Raw genomic sequence first — 18,786 nt, forward strand, 5'->3', positions numbered from 1 at the left:
GCGTTCCGGGCTGCATTCCCACGCAGAGCGTGGGAACGATCAGTTAAAACCTCAGAAGAAACTCAGCCCCACATGGAACAGCTTCTCCACATCGCGAATATGCTTTTTATCCACAAGGAACAAAATCACATGGTCGCCCGTTTCAATCACGGTGTTGTCATGCGCGATGATCACTTCTTCATCACGAATAATCGCGCCGATGGTGGTGCCCGGCGGCAAACCGATGTTCTCGATGGCCTTGCCGATCACCTTGCTCGATTTCGCATCACCGTGGGCAATCGCTTCAATCGCCTCTGCCGCGCCCCGGCGCAATGAGTGCACGCTGACGATATCGCCGCGGCGCACGTGGGCCAGCAACGTGCCGATGGTCGCCAATTGCGGGCTGATGGCGATGTCGATGTCACCGCCCTGAATCAGGTCCACATACGCCGGGTTGTTGATGATGGTCATCACCTTCTTCGCGCCCAGGCGCTTGGCCAGCAACGAGGACATGATGTTGGCTTCGTCATCGTTGGTCAGGGCCAGGAAGATATCGGCGTCGGCGATGTTCTCTTCCATCAACAAGTCGCGGTCGGAGGCACTGCCCTGCAACACCACGGTGCTGTCGAGGGTGTCCGAGAGATGACGGCAGCGTGCCGGGTTCATCTCGATGATTTTCACCTGATAACGGCTTTCGATGGCCTCGGCCAGGCGCTCGCCGATCTGCCCGCCCCCGGCAATCACGATGCGTTTGTAGGTTTCATCCAACCGGCGCATTTCGCTCATCACGGCGCGAATATTCGCCTTGGCCGCGATGAAAAACACTTCGTCGTCCGCCTCGATGACTGTATCGCCCTGCGGCAGGATCGGCCGGTCACGGCGGAAAATCGCAGCGACACGGGTTTCGACATTCGGCATGTGTTCGCGCAATTGCCGCAATTGCTGACCCACCAGCGGCCCGCCGTAATACGCCTTCACCGCGACCAGTTGCGCCTTGCCTTCGGCGAAGTCGATCACCTGCAAGGCGCCCGGATGCTGGATCAGGCGCTTGATGTAGTTGGTCACCACTTGTTCCGGGCTGATCAGCACATCCACCGGGATCGCGTCGTTATCGAACAATTCGGAGCGCGTAAGGTACGCCGCTTCGCGCACCCGGGCGATTTTGGTCGGCGTATGAAACAGCGTGTGCGCGACCTGACAGGCAACCATGTTGGTTTCATCGCTGTTGGTCACGGCCACCAGCATGTCGGCATCGTCTGCGCCGGCCTGGCGCAGTACCGTCGGCAGCGAGCCGCGGCCGTGCACCGTGCGGATGTCCAGGCGATCACCGAGGTCGCGCAAGCGTTCGCCGTCGGTGTCGACCACCGTGATGTCGTTGGCTTCACTGGCCAAGTGCTCCGCCAGTGAACCGCCGACCTGCCCTGCACCGAGGATGATGATTTTCATCCAGTCACTCCATTAAATCCGTTTAACCGCGCGCAGCGGCAATCTTGATCATTTTGGCGTAGTAGAACCCGTCGTGACCGCCTTCCTGGGCCAGCAACTGGCGACCGTGAGGTTGCTTGATGCCGGCGGCAGTGGCGAGGTCCAGCTCACGGGCGCCCGGCGTACGGGCGAGGAAGGCTTCGATGACTTCAGTGTTTTCGGTTGGCAGTGTGGAACAGGTGGCGTACAGCAGAATGCCGCCCACTTCCAGAGTTATCCACAGGGCGTCGAGCAGTTCACCTTGCAGCACCGCCAGCGCGGCGATGTCGTCGGGTTGGCGGGTCAACTTGATGTCCGGATGACGACGGATGACCCCCGTCGCCGAGCATGGCGCGTCCAGCAGGATGCGTTGAAACGGTTTGCCATCCCACCAGGTGGCGGTGTCACGGCCATCGGCGGCGATCAGCTCGGCGCTGAGTTTCAGGCGTTCGAGGTTTTCCCGCACCCGCACCAGACGCTTGGCTTCAAGGTCCACCGCTACCACGCCCGCCAGCTTCGGTTCGGCTTCAAGGATGTGGCAGGTCTTGCCGCCCGGTGCGCAGCAAGCGTCCAGTACCCGTTGGCCCGGCGCCAGATCGAGCAGGTCGGCAGCCAGTTGCGCCGCTTCATCCTGCACGCTGATCCAGCCTTCGGCGAACCCCGGCAGGCTGCGCACATCGGCGGCGGACTCCAGGATGATGCCGTCCTGACTGTACACGCACGGCGTCGCGGCGATCCCGGCTTCGGTCAGCAACCCAAGGTAAGCATCGCGAGTGTGATGACGACGGTTGACCCGCAGAATCATCGGTGGATGCGCATTGTTCGCCGCGCAAATGGCTTCCCATTGCTGCGGCCAGAACGCTTTCAGAGACTTTTGCAGCCAGCGCGGGTGGGCGGTGCGCACCACCGGGTCGTGCTCCAGCTCGGCCAGCAACGCTTCGCTTTCCCGCTGGGCGCGGCGCAGCACAGCATTGAGCAAGGCTTTGGCCCAAGGCTTCTTCAACTTGTCGGCGCAACCGACCGTTTCACCGATGGCGGCGTGGGCCGGAACGCGGGTGTAGAGCAGTTGATAGAGGCCGACCAGCAACAGCGCCTCGACGTCGGCATCCGCAGCCTTGAAGGGTTTTTGCAGCAACTTGGCCGCCAGCGCCGACAAACGCGGCTGCCAGCGCGCGGTGCCGAACGCCAGGTCCTGGGTGAAACCGCGGTCGCGGTCTTCCACCTTGTCCATTTGCGTGGGCAGAGAACTGTTGAGTGAGGCTTTTCCGTTAAGAACAGCGGCAAGTGCCTTGGCGGCGGCCAGGCGCGGGTTCATTGAGCGTCCGCCGTGTGACCGAGCACGGTGCCGACCGCGAATTTCTCACGACGGCTGTTGAACAAGTCGCTGAAGTTCAGTGCCTTGCCGCCGGGCAATTGCAGACGGCTCAGGCACAACGCCTGCTCACCGCACGCGACGATCAGACCGTCCTTGCTGGCGCTGAGAATTTCCCCTGGCGCGCCCTTTCCTTCAGCGAGGCTCGCGGCCAGCACTTTCAGCGCTTCGCCGTTCAGTGTGCTGTGGGTAATCGGCCATGGGTTGAAGGCGCGGACCAGACGTTCAAGCTCGATGGCCGGACGGCTCCAGTCGATGCGCGCTTCATCCTTGTTCAATTTGTGTGCGTAAGTGGCGAGGCTGTCGTCCTGCACTTCGACTTCCAACGTGCCCGCTGCGAGGCCGGCAATGGCTTGAATCACGGCCGGTGGGCCCAGTTCCGCCAGACGGTCGTGGAGGCTACCACCGGTGTCTTCAGCGGTGATCGGTGTGGTGACTTTCAGCAGCATCGGGCCAGTGTCCAGGCCCAGTTCCATGCGCATCACGGTCACGCCACTTTCAGCATCGCCTGCTTCGACGGCGCGCTGGATCGGCGCCGCCCCGCGCCAGCGTGGCAGCAGCGAGGCGTGGCTGTTGATGCAACCCAGGCGCGGAATATCCAGCACCACTTGCGGCAGGATCAGGCCGTAGGCGACCACCACCAGCAAGTCCGGCTTGAGCGCGGCCAGTTCAGCCTGAGCCTCTTCGTTGCGCAGGGTTGGCGGTTGCAACACCGGGATGTTGTTTTCCTGAGCCAACTGTTTGACCGGGCTAGGCATCAGCTTTTGCCCACGGCCCGCCGGACGGTCCGGCTGGGTGTAAACCGCGACGATCTCATAAGGGCTGTCAAGCAGGGCCTTGAGGTGTTCGGCGGCGAATTCCGGGGTGCCGGCAAAGACGATGCGCAGTGGCTCAGTCATATAGAAGGTCTCGCAAAAGAAAAAGGCTTGCCGCAGCAAGCCTTTGAAAGGAGGGCATCAAGCGTTCTGGCGATGGAGCTTTTCCAGTTTCTTCTTGATTCGGTCGCGTTTGAGACTGGACAGATAGTCGACGAACAATTTGCCGTTCAGGTGGTCGCATTCATGCTGGATGCACACCGCGAGCAGGCCTTCGGCGATCAGTTCGTAAGGCTGGCCGTCGCGGTCCAGGGCCTTGATCTTGACCTTCTGCGGGCGATCAACGTTTTCGTAGAAGCCCGGCACCGAGAGACAGCCTTCCTGATACTGCTCCATCTCGTCAGTCAGGGTTTCGAACTCGGGGTTGATGAACACCCGTGGTTCGGTGCGGTCTTCGGAGAGGTCCATCACCACGATGCGTTTGTGCACGTTGACCTGGGTCGCGGCGAGGCCGATGCCTGGCGCTTCATACATTGTTTCAAACATGTCATCGACCAACTGACGCACTTCGTCGTCCACTACGGCCACAGGTTTGGCGATAGTGCGCAGGCGCGAATCGGGGAATTCGAGGATGTTTAAAATGGCCATAAGCTCAATTGCTGCACGTGTGAGGGAAGTCGGGTCGATGGCCTGGCGGGTCCGAAGATGCAGGCTACCGTTGTAAAACGTAGCTCTCTTTTTCTGTTCAGGAAAGAAAAAGGGAGCGAGCCACGAAGGCTCTGGCGTTTTACGCGAACGCACATAATAAAGGGATTCACCGCATGAGGAAATCACTACTCGCCTTGCTCCTTCTGGCCTCGGCCGGTTTGGCGCACGGGCAAGTGCAACTCAAGGAAGGTTTTCCACAGCAATACACAGTGGTTGCGGGGGACACACTCTGGGACATCTCGGGAAAATTTCTGCGCCAGCCGTGGCAATGGCCCGAGCTGTGGCAGGTTAATCCGCAAATCGAAAACCCCAATCTGATATTCCCCGGCGACTCACTGTCGCTGGTCTACGTCAACGGCCAGCCCCGTCTGACCCTCAATCGCGGGGCATCGCGCGGCACCATCAAACTCTCGCCACAGGTGCGCAGCTCGCCAGTGGCCGAGGCCATCCCGAGCATTGCGCTGCGATCGATCAACAGCTTTCTGTTGAGCAACCGCATCGTCGACAAGGTCGAGGATTTCGACAAGGCGCCTTACATCGTCGCCGGCGATGCGGAGCGCGTGCTCAGCGGCATGGGCGACCGCATCTTCGCCCGTGGCCACTTTGACCCGAACCAGCCGGTCTACGGCATTTTCCGCCAAGGCAAGGTCTACACCGATCCCGAGAGCAAGGAGTTCCTGGGGATCAACGCCGACGACATCGGCGGCGGCGAAATTGTCGCCACCGAAGGCGACGTCGCAACATTGGCGCTACATCGCACGACTCAAGAGGTGCGTCTCGGTGACCGTTTGTTCAGTGGCGAAGAACGCTCGATCAACTCGACCTTTATGCCCAGTGCACCGAAAACCCAGGTCAACGGGGTGATCATCGATGTTCCGCGAGGGGTGACGCAGATCGGCGCGCTGGACGTGGTCACGCTGAACAAGGGGCAACGTGATGGCCTGGCCGAAGGCAACGTGCTGGTGGTGATGAAAACCGGCGAAACCGTACGCGACCGGATCACCGGTCAGCCACTGAAAATTCCCGATGAGCGCGCCGGTCTGCTGATGGTTTTCCGCACTTACGACAAGCTCAGCTACGGGCTTGTGCTCAACGCATCGCGCTCGCTGGCCGTCATGGACAAGGTGCGAAATCCTTAACCTGCTCCACAAGTTACCAACAGAGTTATCCACAGCTTATTCCCGTTTCGACGGGGCTCATAACGATCAAGGATGATCCATGTCGCTGCCTGCTGTTACACCGGTGTCCCCTGCGGAGCTGGAAGCTCGTTTACGTTTGCACCGTTTGCCTGAACTCGGCCCGGCGCGTTTCAAAAAACTGCTCGAAGCCTTCGGCTCGGCCTCAAAAGCCCTCAGCGCGCCGGCCAGTGCCTGGCGTTCGCTGGGCTTGCCATTGGCATGCGCCGAAGCTCGCCGTACCAATGAAGTACGTGATGGCGCCAGCCACGCATTGGCCTGGTTAGAGCGTCCGGGCCAGCATTTATTAATGTGGGACCAACCCGACTACCCGGCGCTGCTCGCAGAAATCAGTGATGCGCCGCCATTGTTGTTCGTTGCAGGTGATCCCGGGATTCTGGAGAAACCGCAGCTGGCGATGGTCGGCAGTCGTCGCGCCTCGCGTCCGGGCATGGACACCGCCGCCGCGTTTTCCCGCAGCCTGGCGGGTGCCGGTTTTGTCATCACCAGCGGTCTGGCACTGGGTATTGATGCCGCCGCGCATCAAGCCGCTCTGGATGTGGGCGGGCGAACGGTCGGGGTACTTGGCACGGGACTTGAAAAGTTTTATCCACAGCGCAACAGACGTCTGGCTGACGCCATGATTGCGTCGGGGAGCGCAGTGCTTTCGGAGTTCCCGCTGGACGCCGGCCCTACCGCCAGCAACTTCCCCCGGCGCAATCGAATTATCAGCGGTTTGTCGCTCGGCGTGCTGGTGGTCGAGGCCAGCGTTGCCAGTGGTTCGTTGATTACGGCGAGACTGGCAGGGGAGCAAGGTCGGGAGGTTTATGCGATTCCCGGGTCGATTCATCACCCAGGCGCGAAGGGCTGCCATCGGCTGATCCGTGACGGTGCGATACTGGTGGAAACTGTCGAGCATATCCTCGAAGCCTTGCGTGGCTGGCAACGGTTGCCGTTATCCAGCGAGAAACCCTCGGTGACCCATCCGTTGCTCATACTGTTGCACGCCGCGCCGCACACCAGTGAGGCGTTGTCCGTCTCCAGTGGCTGGGCGTTGTCCAAAGTGCTGGCCGCGCTGACGGAGCTGGAGATGGACGGTCGCGCAATCTGCGAAAGCGGGCGTTGGTTTGCGCGGGTGAGCTAGGTTTTATAAGGAAGATCGGTAAACTGCGCAGAGCCTTATTCTGGAGAGTTTTTCATGGTCAACAGTTGGCGTGTGCAACAAGCCGCGCAAGCCGTTCGCGCAGGGGCGGTCATTGCCTATCCGACCGAAGCGGTCTGGGGGCTGGGTTGCGATCCGTGGGACGAAGAAGCGGTGTATCGTCTGCTGATGCTCAAGGGTCGGTCTATGGAGAAGGGCCTGATTCTGGTAGCCGACAACATTCGTCAGTTCGACTTCCTCTTCGAAGACTTCCCGGAACTGTGGATGGACCGCATGGCCAGTACCTGGCCGGGGCCTAACACCTGGCTGGTGCCGCATCAGAATCTGTTGCCGCAGTGGATCACCGGAGTGCATGAAACCGTTGCGTTGCGGGTCAGCGATCATCCGCTGGTGCGGGATTTATGCGCCATTGTCGGGCCGTTGGTGTCGACTTCGGCCAACCCGCAGGGACGGCCGGCGGCGCGCACGCGGCTTCGCGTGGAGCAGTATTTCCGCGGAGAGCTGGATTTGGTGTTGGGCGGGAATCTGGGGGGGCGCAAGAACCCGAGCGTGATTCGAGACCTCGCGACCGGGCACGTTGTGCGCCCGGACTAAGATCGCGTCATCGCTCATCGCGGGCAAGCCCGATCCCACAAGGTTTCGGTCGTTCACATAAGTTGTGTACGACTCGGACCTGTGGGAGCGGGCTTGCCCGCGATGAGGTCCTGACTGACATCGAATGTCTTATGGCCGCAGCACTATCGAACCCGTCGTGCGCCGCGCCGACAATTCGGTCTGCGCCTTCGCCGCGTCTGCCAAGGCAAACGTCTGGCTGATGTCCACCTTCAGTTTCCCACTGATGATCATCTCGAACAGTTCATCGGCCATGCGCTGCAAGTTCTCGGCATTGTTGGCATAAGTCGCCAGCGTTGGCCGGGTCACGTACAGCGAACCCTTCGCCGCCAAAATCCCCAGGTTCACCCCGTCCACCGCGCCGGACGCATTGCCGAAGCTCACCACCAACCCCCTCGGCGAAACGCTATCGAGCGATGTCAGCCAGGTGTCTTTGCCGACACCGTCATACGCCACCGGTACTTTCTTCCCGTCAGTCAGTTCCAGCACGCGTTGTGCGACGTTTTCATGGCTGTAATCGATGGTCGCCCAAGCGCCATTGGCCTTGGCGAGCGCGGCTTTCTCAGGCGAGCTGACCGTACCGATCAACTTCACGCCCAACGCCTTCGCCCATTGGCAAGCCAGGGAGCCTACGCCACCGGCGGCAGCGTGGAACAAAATGGTTTCGCCACCCTTGAGTTCATAGGTCTGACGCAGCAGGTACTGCACGGTCAGGCCCTTGAGCATGACCCCGGCCGCTGTTTCGAAGCTGATGGCGTCCGGCAGAAGCACCAGATTGGCCTCGGGCAACACATGAACGTCGCTGTAGGCGCCCAACGGACCGCTGCCGTAAGCCACGCGATCACCAACCTTGAAACGTGTGACTTCGCTGCCCACCGCCTCGACCACGCCCGCGCCTTCCGAGCCCACACCTGACGGCAGCGCGGGGGGCGCATAGAGGCCGCTGCGGTAATAGGTATCGATGAAATTCAGGCCGATGGCCTTGTTGGTGACGCGGACCTGATGCGGGCCGGGCTCGGCGGGTTGGTAATCGACATACTCGAGCACTTCGGGGCCGCCATGGGCGCGGAACTGGATACGCTTGGCCATCAGAACTCTCCTTAGGTCTTAGCTACTGGGGTTGTAGCGCGAAGCGCCCTATCGAACTCCTAACCCTGATCTTCGTCAACTGCGGCAGGCCTGTCTGCGATGTTATGCTACGCGCCCATTTGCGCCGGTCCCCGCTCTGATGGAGCGCCGCGTAGTTTTGCCCGATTCAAGGTGATGACATGACGACCCGCACCGAGGCCGTAAAAGCCTACCTGCTCGACCTGCAAGACCGCATTTGCGCGGCCCTCGAAGCTGAAGACGGCGGCACACGCTTCGTCGAAGACGCCTGGACCCGGCCTGCCGGTGGCGGCGGTCGCACGCGAGTGATCGAAAACGGTGCAGTGATCGAAAAGGGTGGTGTCAACTTTTCCCACGTTTTCGGCAGCGGCCTCCCGCCTTCTGCCAGCGCTCATCGGCCAGAACTGGCCGGGCGTGGCTTCGAAGCCCTCGGCGTGTCGCTGGTGATTCATCCGCACAACCCGCACGTACCCACTTCCCACGCCAACGTGCGCTTTTTCATCGCTGAAAAAGAAGGTGAAGAACCGGTCTGGTGGTTCGGCGGCGGCTTCGACCTGACCCCTTATTACGGCAATGAAGACGATTGCGTGCATTGGCACCGCGTCGCCGAGCAGGCCTGTGCACCGTTCGGCCCGGACGTCTATTCGCGCTACAAAGCCTGGTGCGACAGCTATTTCCACATCAAGCATCGTCACGAGCCGCGCGGCATCGGCGGCCTGTTCTTCGATGACTTGAACGAGTGGGACTTCGACACCAGCTTCGCGTTCATGCGCGCCATCGGTGATGCGTACATCGACGCTTATCTGCCGATCGTGCAGCGCCGCAAACAGGATGCGTTCACCGCCCAGCAGCGTGAATTCCAGGAATTCCGTCGTGGCCGTTACGTTGAGTTCAACCTGGTCTACGACCGTGGCACCTTGTTCGGCCTGCAATCGGGCGGGCGTACCGAGTCGATCCTCATGTCCCTGCCGCCGCAAGTGCGCTGGGGCTATGACTGGAAAGCCGAACCAGGCAGCGAAGAAGCCCGCCTGACCGAGTACTTCCTGCAAGACCGCGATTGGTTGGCCGAGGCCTGAACGAGGAGTTCTTATGGACCGTTACGTTGTATTCGGTAACCCGATTGGCCATAGCAAGTCGCCTCTGATCCATCGCCTGTTCGCCGAGCAGACCGCGCAAAAGCTGGACTACAACACGCTGCTGGCGCCACTTGACGACTTCTCCACCTGCGCCCGGACATTTTTCCTCGAAGGTCGCGGCGCCAACGTGACCGTACCGTTCAAAGAAGAGGCTTATCGGCTGGCGAATAGCCTGACGGCGCGGGCACAGCGGGCCGGTGCGGTAAACACCCTGAGCAAACTCGCCGATGGCAGCCTGCTGGGCGATAACACCGACGGCGCCGGGCTGGTGCGGGACCTGACGGTCAACGCCAGTTTCAGCCTCAAGGGCAAACGCATCCTGTTGCTGGGGGCGGGTGGCGCAGTGCGCGGCGCTCTGGAACCGTTGCTGGCCGAACAACCGGCCTCCTTGGTGATCGCCAACCGCACCGTGGAAAAAGCCGAGTTACTGGCGGAGTTGTTCGCAGACCTGGGCCCGGTCTCGGCCAGTAGTTTCGACTGGTTGAAAGAGTCGGTGGACCTGATCATCAATGCGACGTCGGCGAGCCTGTCGGGTGACGTGCCGCCGATTGCCGGCAGCTTGATCGAGCCGGGCAAAACCGTTTGCTACGACATGATGTATGGCAAGGAGCCGACTTCGTTCTGCCGTTGGGCCACGGAGCATGGCGCGGCGGTGTCGATGGATGGTTTGGGCATGCTCGCTGAACAGGCGGCAGAAGCCTTCTTCCTGTGGCGCGGTGTGCGCCCGGATACGGCGCCAGTGCTGGCCGAACTGCGCCGCCAGCTCGCCATATAACTTTGTAGGAGCAAGGCTTGCCCGCGATTCAGGCGCCGCGGTGTCTCAGGCATACCGCGTTATCGTTTATCGCGGGCAAGCCTTGCTCCTACAAAGGCGTGTTTCAGTCTTCAAACCGGATCGGGCACTTGTCGGCCCCTTCCAGCTTCCTCAATTCGTCCACCACCTGCGGCCGCGCGCGTCGCAGGGTCAGGCTGCGATCCTGCTTGAGCAGCCGCCGCGCTTCCTGATGCAGCATTTCCACCCCTGAGTAATCGATGAAGTTGATCTGCTGCGCCTCGATCACGACGCGCGCACCGTGCAGACGTTGCAGGCGCACTTGCAGGTAATGGCTGGCGCCGAAAAAAATCGAACCGCCCACCCGCAGAATGTCTTCATCCCCATCGCGCGAATGCTGCACGCGCGGTTGCGAGGTGCGTTTGAGGTAGAAGAACAACGAGGCGAGCACCCCGGCATAAATCGCCGTCTGCAACTCCAGCAGCAAAGTGGCGACACAGGTCAGGGCCATGACCGCGAATTCGGCACGGCTGACGCGCAACAGGGCACGAATCCCGCGATGGTCCACCAATCCCCAGGCGATCAGCAAAATGCTGCCGGCCATGGCCGGGATCGGGATGTGGGCGATCAACCCGGCGCCGAAGATGGCGAACAGCGCGACCCACACCGCCGAGAACACCCCGGCCATGGGTGAGCAGGCGCCGGCTTCATAGCTCAGGCCCGAGCGGGTGAAGGAGCCGGCGGACAGCGAACCGGAAAAAAACGCACCGACAATGTTGGACAAGCCCTGGGCGCGAACTTCTTGATTGGCGTCGAGCAACTGCTGGGAGCGGGCCGACAACGAGCGGGCAATCGACAGGCTGGTCACCAGCCCCAGCATGCCCACCGCCACTGCGCTCGGCAGCAAACGCAGGATAAGGTCCAGATCCAGCGGCAGGGGGCTCAAGGGTGGCAAGCGCCCGACAAATGCGCTGACCAATTTCACATGGCCGAACATGGAGGGCCATAGCCACACCAGCAGCCCGGCGAGGACCAGCGTGATCAACAGCGTCGGCCAGCGAGGCAGCAATGATTTCAGCACCGCGCCGACAACAACCGTCGCCAGCCCCAGCGCCAACGACGGTTTATCCAGGGCGCCGAGGTGCTTGAACAGCATCAGGAAACTGTCGAGCGCCGTGGCCTGGCTGGGCAAGTCCAGGCCCAACAGGTTCGGCAACTGGCCGATGGCAATTACCACCGCCGCACCGAGGGTGAAACCCAGCACCACGGAATGCGAGACAAAATTCACCAAGGCGCCGAAACGTAACAGGCCCAACAGCCACTGGAAAACGCCGGCCAGGAGTGTCAGCAGCAAAATCAGCGTGATGTAGTCCTGTGACGCGGGGACGGCCAGAGGACTGACGCTGGCGAACAGGACAATGGAGATCGCCGCTGTAGGACCGCAGATCAAATGCCACGAGGAACCCCACAGGCAGGCGATCAACACGGGGATGATGGCCGCGTACAACCCGTATTCAGGTGGGAGACCGGCGATCAGTGCGTAGGCAATGGACTGCGGCAACGCGAGAATCGCGCCGCTGAGGCCGACGATCAGGTCACGACCAACGCTGGCGCGGGTTTGCCGGGGCAACCAACTGAGAAAGGGAAAGAGTGAATGGCGGCTGGGGAAGGCCATGGGTCCTCTCGGGTGGGTTTTTGCGCAAGGGTAGCAGGACTAGCCGCCGATCGTTCCCACGCTCCGCGTGGGAACGCCGCCATGGACGCTCTGCGTCCGCTTGGAGATGTGACGCGGAGCGTCACGGGATGCATTCCCACGCAGAGCGTGGGAACGATCGGTGGCGGGGGTTCAGAGTTTGGCTTTCACCGCCGGCAACGCATCCTTGCCATCGGCGGTTTTCACGCCATCGAGCCATTTATCCAGCACCGCTGGATTGGCCTTGATCCACGCCTTGACCGCCTCCGCATTGCTGACCTTCTTGTTCACCACCTCGGCCATGATGCTGTTCTCCATGTCCTGGGTGAAGCTCAGGTTGGTCAGCAACTTACCCACATTCGGACAGGCTTCGGCGTAGCCCTTGCGGGTCAGGGTATGGACGCTGCCGGTGTCACCGAAATACTTTTCGCCACCCTTGAGGTAGTGCATTTTCAACTGCACGTTCATCGGGTGCGGGGTCCAGCCGAGGAAGGTCACGAATTTCTGCTTTTTCACGGCGCGAGACACTTCGGCCAGCATCGCCTGCTCGCTGGACTCCACCAGTTTCCATTGGCCCATGTCGAAATCATTCTTCTTGATGATTTCCTGTAGCGAGATGTTCGCCGGGGCGCCGGAGCCAATGCCGTAGATTTTATGGTCGAACTTGTCGGCGTATTTGTTCAGGTCGGCAAAGTTATGCACACCCGCGTCCCACACATAATCCGGAACCGCGAGGGTAAATTCGGTGCCGTCGAGGTTTTTCGCCAATTGCGTGACATCGCCGGTGGCCACGAACTTGTCGTAAAAACCCTGCTGGGCCGGCATCCAGTTACCCAGGAACACATCGACCTGGCCATCCTTCAGGCCGCCGAAGGTGATGGGCACCGCGAGGGTGTCGACTTTTGCCTTGTAGCCCATGCCATCCAGCAAAAACCCGGTGATGGCGTTGGTCGCGGCGATGTCGCTCCAGCCTGGGTCGGCCATTTTTACCGTCTCGCAACTCTGATCGGCGAACACCGATGCACTGCCCAGAGCCAGCAGCCCGACCGTCAGTGCTGTGGATAACTTTTGCATGGACTTCCCCTTGAGATTATTGGTTTTGGCAGGGTTGTGGATAACGTGCTTTGCGCTCCAGATCATCGAGGTCGATGTGGTTGCGCATGTACTGCTGACTGGCGTCGACCAGCGGCTGGTGATCCCAGCTCTTCAGCTTGCCGAGGGTCAGCGCATCGGCAACGAAACGCCGGCGTCGCTGGCTGGCGAGCACCTGTTGGTGAATCGCCGGGATGTTCCATTTGGCCCGGGCTTCGGCAAGAAATTCTTCGAAAAGCGAACGATGTTGTGGTGACTGGCTGAGTTCTTCCTGTTCTCGCGGATCGTTGTGTACGTCGAAGAGCAGGCAAGGGTCGTCTTCGCTGTAGATGAATTTGTAGGCGCCGCGACGGATCATCATCAATGGACTGATGGTGCCTTCGGCCATGTATTCGCCGAACACTTCGTCGTGACCGCCCTGCCCTTGCAGGTGCGAAACCAGCGAACGACCGTCTAGCGGCAAGCCAGGTTCCAGTGAGCCGCCAGCCAGTTCTACGAAGGTGGGCAGCAGATCGGCGGTGGAAACAGCCGCGCTGACTCGCCCTGGCCCGAACTGCCCTGGCGCATTGATCAGCAGCGGTACTCGCGCAGCCATTTCGTACCAGTGCATTTTGTACCAGAGCCCGCGTTCGCCGAGCATGTCGCCATGGTCACCGGAGAAGACAATAATCGTGTCATCGATCAGCCCTGTTTCTTCAAGCGTTTGCAGGAGTTTGCCGACGTTGCTGTCGATATAGCTGCAAGCACCAAAGTAGGCGCGGCGCGCATCGCGAATTTTATCCACAGGCAATGGCTTGTCCCACAGGTCGTAAACCTTGAGCAAGCGCTGGGCGTGCGGATCGAGTTCTGTCTGCGCCGGTGTTTCGGGCAGCGGGATGTCGGCGTCGTCGTACATATCCCAAAAAGCCTTGGGAATCGTGTACGGATCGTGTGGGTGGGTCATCGAAACGGTCAGGCAGAACGGTTGGTCGCCGTCTTCGCGGATGTGGTCGAACAAGTATTGCTGGGCCTTGAACACCACTTCCTCATCGAAATCCAGCTGATTGGTGCGCACGCACGGCCCGGCTTGCAGCACCGACGACATGTTGTGATACCAGCTCGGACGCACGTCCGGTTCATCCCAATTCACTGCCCAGCCGTAATCAGCCGGGTAAATATCGCTGGTCAGGCGCTCTTCGTAGCCGTGGAGTTGGTCCGGGCCGCAAAAGTGCATTTTGCCGGACAGCGCCGTGCGATAACCGAGTCGACGCAGGTAGTGGGCATAGGTCGGCACATCGGCGGGGAAATCGGCCGCGTTGTCGTAGGCGCCGATCTTGCTCGGCAACTGGCCGCTGACCAGGGTAAAACGCGATGGTGCGCACAGGGGGCTGTTGCAATAGGCGGCATCGAACACCACGCCTTCGGCGGCGAGGCGGCTCAGGTTCGGCAGTTTGATGGGCGAAGGACCGTAGAACGGCAACATTGGCGCGGCCATTTGATCGGCCATGATGAAAAGAATGTTCTTGCGCTTCATGTGATCGCGGCATTCCATAGTGAATATTTATGCGAGAGTGCTGCGATCGAGCATGTAACCCATGCACATTGTTGGTAAAGCCCACGCCAGGCAATGACTAGGATTAGCACAGCTTATGTATGACGCCCTTGGTGACTTGTCGTTGGACCTGCTGCGGGCCTTTGAAGCGGCGGCCCGCCATCGCAGCTTTACCGCTGCGGCGGTGGAGCTTGGCACGACGCAGCCGGCGGTCAGCCAGCAGATCAAACGGTTGGAGGAGCAACTCGCCACGCGGCTGTTCGACCGCATCTACCGAGGTATCGAACTGACCGAGGCCGGGGCCATACTTTTTGATCAGGTTCAGCTCGGTTTGCAGAATATCGACGCAGGATTGAGCGCAATCAGCGCACAACAGCAACATGAAGTGTTGCAAGTGGCGACCGACTTTGCCTTCGCCGCGTACTGGCTGATGCCACGTCTGCACCGCTTCCATGCCGCCAATCCGCACGTCGATGTGAGCCTGGTCACCAGCGAGCGCAGTCACAACATGCTGCGCACGGATATCGATGTGGCGGTGTTGTTTGGCGATGGGCGTTTCAAACAGGGTGAAAGCCATTGGCTGTTCAGCGAAGAAGTCTTTCCGGTGTGCAGCCCGCTGTTGCTCAAGGATCGGCCCCTGCCCTTGCCGGCCAAGTCGCTGCTGGAATTTCCCTTGCTGCACTTGCGGGGAGAACACAGCAGCAACTGGTTCGACTGGAGCGGTGTATTTCGTCAATTGGGGATAACTTCGGCGCCGGCGCCGGGGCAGCTGCGCTTCGACAATTACACGCTGCTGATTCAAGCGGCGATTGGCGGCCAGGGCGTGGCGATCGGCTGGCGGCACCTTGTGGATAACTTGCTGGCGCAGGGTTTGTTGTGTCGTCCCGTCGCGGAATCGGCGATGTCCAGCCTCGGCTATTACGTGGTCGTGCCCCAGCGCAAACGGCGCGGGGCGTTGATTCAACAGTTTGTGGACTGGTTGATGGCCGAGCAGGCCAGCAGCGCGCAATCGCTCAATGGCCTGGCGCTGCCTTCCATCGCTATTTAGGATCCGTGGCGATGAAGTTCACGTGTTCACGGATGTGCAGGTTCAGCTTTAGCTCATCGGCGATGCCCACCGCGACCCGGTTCAGACGCTCCAGCGGTTCGGCCAGCCCCGGCTCCAGATGGCTGGAGACATGGCTGAAATGTTCGATGCTCAACCCGGGCACCCCGCGTGGCGCATTCACCAGGGTCCACTTCAAGGCACTGGCTTGTAGCGACTCGCGGATTTCTTCGGCGGCGTGGAGTTGCAGCTGATCCTCTGTTTCTGAATCATCCAGCACTTCAAAATCGCCCACCAGAAACAGCCGGTGCACCCCGGCGGCTTGCATGCCGTCGATCAGTGCATCCACCGCCAGCACTTGTTCGACCGGGCCCACCACGATGGTTTTTTCCACGTATTCGCTGTTGAAAGGCAACCCGGGTGCGTCTAACAGGCAGATGACGGCCGAGCAGCCCGCCACACTTTGTTTAACGCGTTGTGCCTCGAACAGGTCACCGGTTTTAGTTCGTAGGCCCGGGCGCGGTGCCAGCGCCGTCAGGTCATCCAGAATGGCGATCACTTCATGTTGGCGGCGCAGCATTTGCGCAATCAGCGCACTGCCCAAGCTACTCATGGCACCATAAAGCACTACTTTGACCACCGGGGTTTCCGCGTTTTTCATGGCTGAGACTCCTCCTCCATTGAGTATATGACGTGTGACCTGCGGGGATCGTCGAGGGTTCGAACAGGATTTGAGGGATTCAGATGCAACCGATCAAGGGTTATCACGCCCACGTTTATTTCGATGCCGGGACGGTCGACCAGGCACGGGCCTTGTGCGAGCAGGCGGCGCAGTTGTTCCCGCTGAAGATGGGCCGCGTGCATGAACGCCTGGTCGGCCCGCACCCGGACTGGAGCTGCCAATTGGCGTTCGGCCCCGAACTCATCGGCGATGTATTGCCGTGGCTGGCCCTCAACCGCAAGGGGCTGGTGGTGTTCCTGCACCCGGACACCGGCGACGACTTGCTCGACCACACCGAGCACGCGATCTGGATGGGTGCAATCCGGCCGCTGGATCTGTCTATTTTTTGATCAGAGGCTTTCTTCGGCTTCGCCCGGCAAGTGCTCGTCCAGGTGCAACCAGGGCAAGCGGCTGTCCATCCAGATATGCCGCTCGGCCGGGGCCTGCTCCGGGTGGTCGAGGGTGGCGATGGTCAGGTCGATGCTCTGCGGGCTGAGACGGGTCATAAACGCGAGTTGCGCCCCACAATTCGGGCAGAAGTAACGTACGCCGGTTGTTGAAGAATCGTACTGCGTCGGTGTGCCTTTCACCCATTCAAACGCCGATGTCGGCACAGTGATCCAGGTGGTCACGATCCCGCCGCTGACCCTTCGGCAAATCGAACAATGACAGTGGGCGATGTCGTGCAGCGGCCCGCTGAATTGGTAGCGTATGTGTCCGCAGTGGCATCCGCCTGTATGAATTTCACCCATATTTCGCCTCCTGCCCCGTATTCAGGGGCTTTGAACCCGTCCGACGACCGGTCGCACATCCGCGCAAAGCTTTCATCGGCGAAAGCTGGCTGAAAGCTTCCCCGATTAGGATCGCCCCACTGCCGGCAACAGACCGGTTGGCCAATGAGTGTTTTATCGCTCGCACGGCCCATTTAACAACAACAATGGTGATCCTGATGTTCTCTGCTACCCGCCGCTTCGCTGTCACTCCGTCCGTACGCCTCGTGCTCCCCGTTCTGCGCTGACCCCACCCGGTTCGCCCATTTCCCCTCGCCGCGCTACGCCTGGAGTATTCCCATGCTGACTTTCCTTGGCTTTGCCATGGTCATCACGTTCATGTTCCTGATCATGACCAAGCGCCTGTCCGCGCTGATCGCCCTGATCATCATCCCGATCCTCTTCGCCCTGTTCGGCGGTTTTGCACCGAAGATCGGTCCGATGATGCTCGAAGGCATCACCAAGCTCGCGCCGACCGGTGTGATGCTGATGTTCGCCATTCTGTACTTCGCCCTGATGATCGACTCCGGCCTGTTCGACCCGGCCGTGCGCAAGATCCTCAAACTGGTCAAGGGCGACCCGTTGAAAGTTTCGGTCGGCACCGCCGTTCTGGCGCTCGTTGTTTCCCTCGATGGTGACGGCGCGACCACTTATATGATCTGCGTGGCCGCGATGCTGCCGCTCTACAGCCGCATCGGCATGAGCCCGCGGATCATGGCCGGTCTGATCATCCTCGCCGGTGGCGTGATGAACATGACCCCGTGGGGTGGCCCGACCGCCCGTGCGGCCAGTGCACTGCATGTGGACCCGTCCGATATTTTCGTACCGATGATTCCAGCCATGCTGGCCGGTGTGGTGGCGATCCTGGCGATTGCCTACTTCTACGGTAAGCGTGAGCGTGCTCGCCTGGGTGAGTTGCACCTGATCGGCGATGAAATCGACCACAGTGAAATCAGCGTTTCGCAGTTCCCGGATGCGCGTCGTCCGAAGCTGATCTGGTTCAACGGCCTCCTGACCCTGGCGCTGATGTGCACCCTGATCGCCGGCCTGTTGCCGCTGCCGGTGCTGTTCATGGTGGCGTTCAGTATCGCGATGATCGTTAACTACCCATGTCTGCAACAGCAGAAGGATCGCATTGCGGCCCACGCTGGTAGCGTTCTATCGGTGGTCGGCCTGATCTTCGCGGCCGGTATCTTTACCGGTATCCTGACCGGCACCGGTATGGTCGATGCGATGTCCAAGAGCCTGTTGGCGGTCATCCCTGAATTCCTCGGTCCGTACCTGGCAGTCATTACTGCGCTGGTGAGCATGCCGTTCACGTTTTTCATGTCGAACGACGCATTTTATTACGGCGTGTTACCAGTACTTGCCGAAGCCGCCAGTCATTACGGTATAACCGCAGTTGAAATGGCACGTGCCTCGATCGTCGGTCAGCCCGTCCACTTGCTGAGCCCGCTGGTACCATCGACCTACTTGTTGGTGGCACTGGCCGGTATCGAATTCGGTGACCATCAGCGCTTTACCCTGAAATGGGCAGTGTTGGTGTGCATGTGCATACTGGTTGCAGCGTTGCTGATGGGGATCTTTCCGCTCTTCAGCACTCTATAAGCCCAAGACTCACCACAACGGGTC

General features: G+C 60.5%; 18 protein-coding genes. 8 read left to right on the top strand and 10 right to left on the bottom strand.

Annotated features, from left to right (window positions below; all coding sequences use genetic code 11):
- Positions 1-51: 51 nt before the first annotated feature.
- The 4 genes from trkA to def are packed head-to-tail and all read right to left on the bottom strand — an operon-like array spanning position 52 to position 4,278.
- A complete protein-coding gene (trkA, locus tag LOY55_RS00065) occupies positions 52-1,425 on the bottom strand; it encodes a Trk system potassium transporter TrkA (protein ID WP_223522362.1) in 1,374 nt (457 codons plus the stop codon).
- A gap of 22 nt (positions 1,426-1,447) precedes the next feature.
- The gene (gene rsmB, locus LOY55_RS00070) at positions 1,448-2,758 is read right to left on the bottom strand and encodes a 16S rRNA (cytosine(967)-C(5))-methyltransferase RsmB (RefSeq protein WP_223522363.1); all 1,311 of its coding nucleotides are present in this window, start codon (positions 2,756-2,758) and stop codon (positions 1,448-1,450) included.
- Complete coding sequence (gene fmt / locus LOY55_RS00075) at positions 2,755-3,714, bottom strand: methionyl-tRNA formyltransferase (protein WP_109786872.1); 960 nt, start codon at positions 3,712-3,714, stop codon at positions 2,755-2,757. Before fmt ends, rsmB begins: the two co-directional genes overlap by 4 nt.
- 57 nt (positions 3,715-3,771) lie before the next feature.
- Positions 3,772-4,278: a peptide deformylase gene (gene def / locus LOY55_RS00080; protein WP_046030998.1), complete on the bottom strand. Its 507-nt coding sequence runs from the start codon at positions 4,276-4,278 to the stop codon at positions 3,772-3,774.
- Positions 4,279-4,451: 173 nt separating this feature from the next.
- Between def and LOY55_RS00085 the strand changes: the two genes are divergently transcribed.
- The 3 genes from LOY55_RS00085 to LOY55_RS00095 all read left to right on the top strand — a co-directional run bounded on the left by LOY55_RS00085 (position 4,452) and on the right by LOY55_RS00095 (position 7,269).
- Positions 4,452-5,477, top strand: coding sequence for a LysM peptidoglycan-binding domain-containing protein (locus tag LOY55_RS00085; protein ID WP_223522364.1), 1,026 nt, complete (start codon positions 4,452-4,454; stop codon positions 5,475-5,477).
- A gap of 79 nt (positions 5,478-5,556) precedes the next feature.
- Positions 5,557-6,657, top strand: coding sequence for a DNA-processing protein DprA (gene dprA, locus LOY55_RS00090; protein WP_223522365.1), 1,101 nt, complete (start codon positions 5,557-5,559; stop codon positions 6,655-6,657).
- Between the two features lie 54 nt (positions 6,658-6,711).
- Positions 6,712-7,269, top strand: a complete 558-nt coding sequence (locus tag LOY55_RS00095) for an L-threonylcarbamoyladenylate synthase (protein ID WP_109786874.1) — start codon at positions 6,712-6,714, stop codon at positions 7,267-7,269.
- A 129-nt stretch (positions 7,270-7,398) separates the two neighbouring features.
- Here LOY55_RS00095 and LOY55_RS00100 read toward each other — a convergent pair whose 3' ends face one another.
- The gene (locus LOY55_RS00100) at positions 7,399-8,376 is read right to left on the bottom strand and encodes an NADPH:quinone reductase (protein WP_223522366.1); all 978 of its coding nucleotides are present in this window, start codon (positions 8,374-8,376) and stop codon (positions 7,399-7,401) included.
- Positions 8,377-8,555: 179 nt separating this feature from the next.
- On the opposite strand from LOY55_RS00100, the gene hemF reads away from it, so the two are divergent.
- Both hemF and aroE read left to right on the top strand, forming a co-directional pair.
- Positions 8,556-9,470: an oxygen-dependent coproporphyrinogen oxidase gene (hemF, locus tag LOY55_RS00105; protein ID WP_223522367.1), complete on the top strand. Its 915-nt coding sequence runs from the start codon at positions 8,556-8,558 to the stop codon at positions 9,468-9,470.
- Between the two features lie 13 nt (positions 9,471-9,483).
- The gene (gene aroE, locus LOY55_RS00110; RefSeq protein WP_109786877.1) at positions 9,484-10,305 is read left to right on the top strand and encodes a shikimate dehydrogenase; all 822 of its coding nucleotides are present in this window, start codon (positions 9,484-9,486) and stop codon (positions 10,303-10,305) included.
- Positions 10,306-10,408: 103 nt separating this feature from the next.
- On the opposite strand, the gene LOY55_RS00115 is transcribed toward aroE, so the two are convergent.
- The 3 genes from LOY55_RS00115 to betC form a co-directional block, all read right to left on the bottom strand.
- Complete coding sequence (locus LOY55_RS00115; protein ID WP_077430974.1) at positions 10,409-11,977, bottom strand: SulP family inorganic anion transporter; 1,569 nt, start codon at positions 11,975-11,977, stop codon at positions 10,409-10,411.
- A 171-nt stretch (positions 11,978-12,148) separates the two neighbouring features.
- Complete coding sequence (gene choX, locus LOY55_RS00120; protein ID WP_223522368.1) at positions 12,149-13,069, bottom strand: choline ABC transporter substrate-binding protein; 921 nt, start codon at positions 13,067-13,069, stop codon at positions 12,149-12,151.
- A 16-nt stretch (positions 13,070-13,085) separates the two neighbouring features.
- Positions 13,086-14,600, bottom strand: coding sequence for a choline-sulfatase (gene betC, locus LOY55_RS00125; protein ID WP_223522369.1), 1,515 nt, complete (start codon positions 14,598-14,600; stop codon positions 13,086-13,088).
- Positions 14,601-14,715: 115 nt separating this feature from the next.
- Between betC and LOY55_RS00130 the strand changes: the two genes are divergently transcribed.
- On the top strand, positions 14,716-15,666 hold the full coding sequence (locus LOY55_RS00130; RefSeq protein WP_223522370.1) for a choline sulfate utilization transcriptional regulator: 951 nt from the start codon (positions 14,716-14,718) through the stop codon (positions 15,664-15,666).
- Here the strand turns inward: LOY55_RS00130 and LOY55_RS00135 are convergent.
- Entirely contained in the window at positions 15,659-16,324 is a 666-nt protein-coding gene (locus LOY55_RS00135) for an NAD(P)-dependent oxidoreductase (RefSeq protein WP_046031025.1), read from the bottom strand. The two genes, LOY55_RS00130 and LOY55_RS00135, sit on opposite strands and share 8 nt — an antisense overlap.
- 83 nt (positions 16,325-16,407) lie before the next feature.
- On the opposite strand from LOY55_RS00135, the gene LOY55_RS00140 reads away from it, so the two are divergent.
- The gene (locus tag LOY55_RS00140; protein WP_046031026.1) at positions 16,408-16,734 is read left to right on the top strand and encodes a DOPA 4,5-dioxygenase family protein; all 327 of its coding nucleotides are present in this window, start codon (positions 16,408-16,410) and stop codon (positions 16,732-16,734) included.
- Here LOY55_RS00140 and LOY55_RS00145 read toward each other — a convergent pair whose 3' ends face one another.
- Positions 16,735-17,136, bottom strand: coding sequence for a GFA family protein (locus LOY55_RS00145; protein ID WP_223522371.1), 402 nt, complete (start codon positions 17,134-17,136; stop codon positions 16,735-16,737).
- 318 nt (positions 17,137-17,454) lie between these two features.
- Here LOY55_RS00145 and LOY55_RS00150 point away from each other — a divergent pair, with 318 nt between their 5' ends.
- Positions 17,455-18,762, top strand: coding sequence for a CitMHS family transporter (locus LOY55_RS00150; protein ID WP_109786881.1), 1,308 nt, complete (start codon positions 17,455-17,457; stop codon positions 18,760-18,762).
- The last annotated feature ends 24 nt before the right edge of the window (positions 18,763-18,786 follow it).

The sequence above is a fragment of the Pseudomonas sp. B21-040 genome, from assembly GCF_024748695.1.
Taxonomy (GTDB): domain Bacteria; phylum Pseudomonadota; class Gammaproteobacteria; order Pseudomonadales; family Pseudomonadaceae; genus Aquipseudomonas.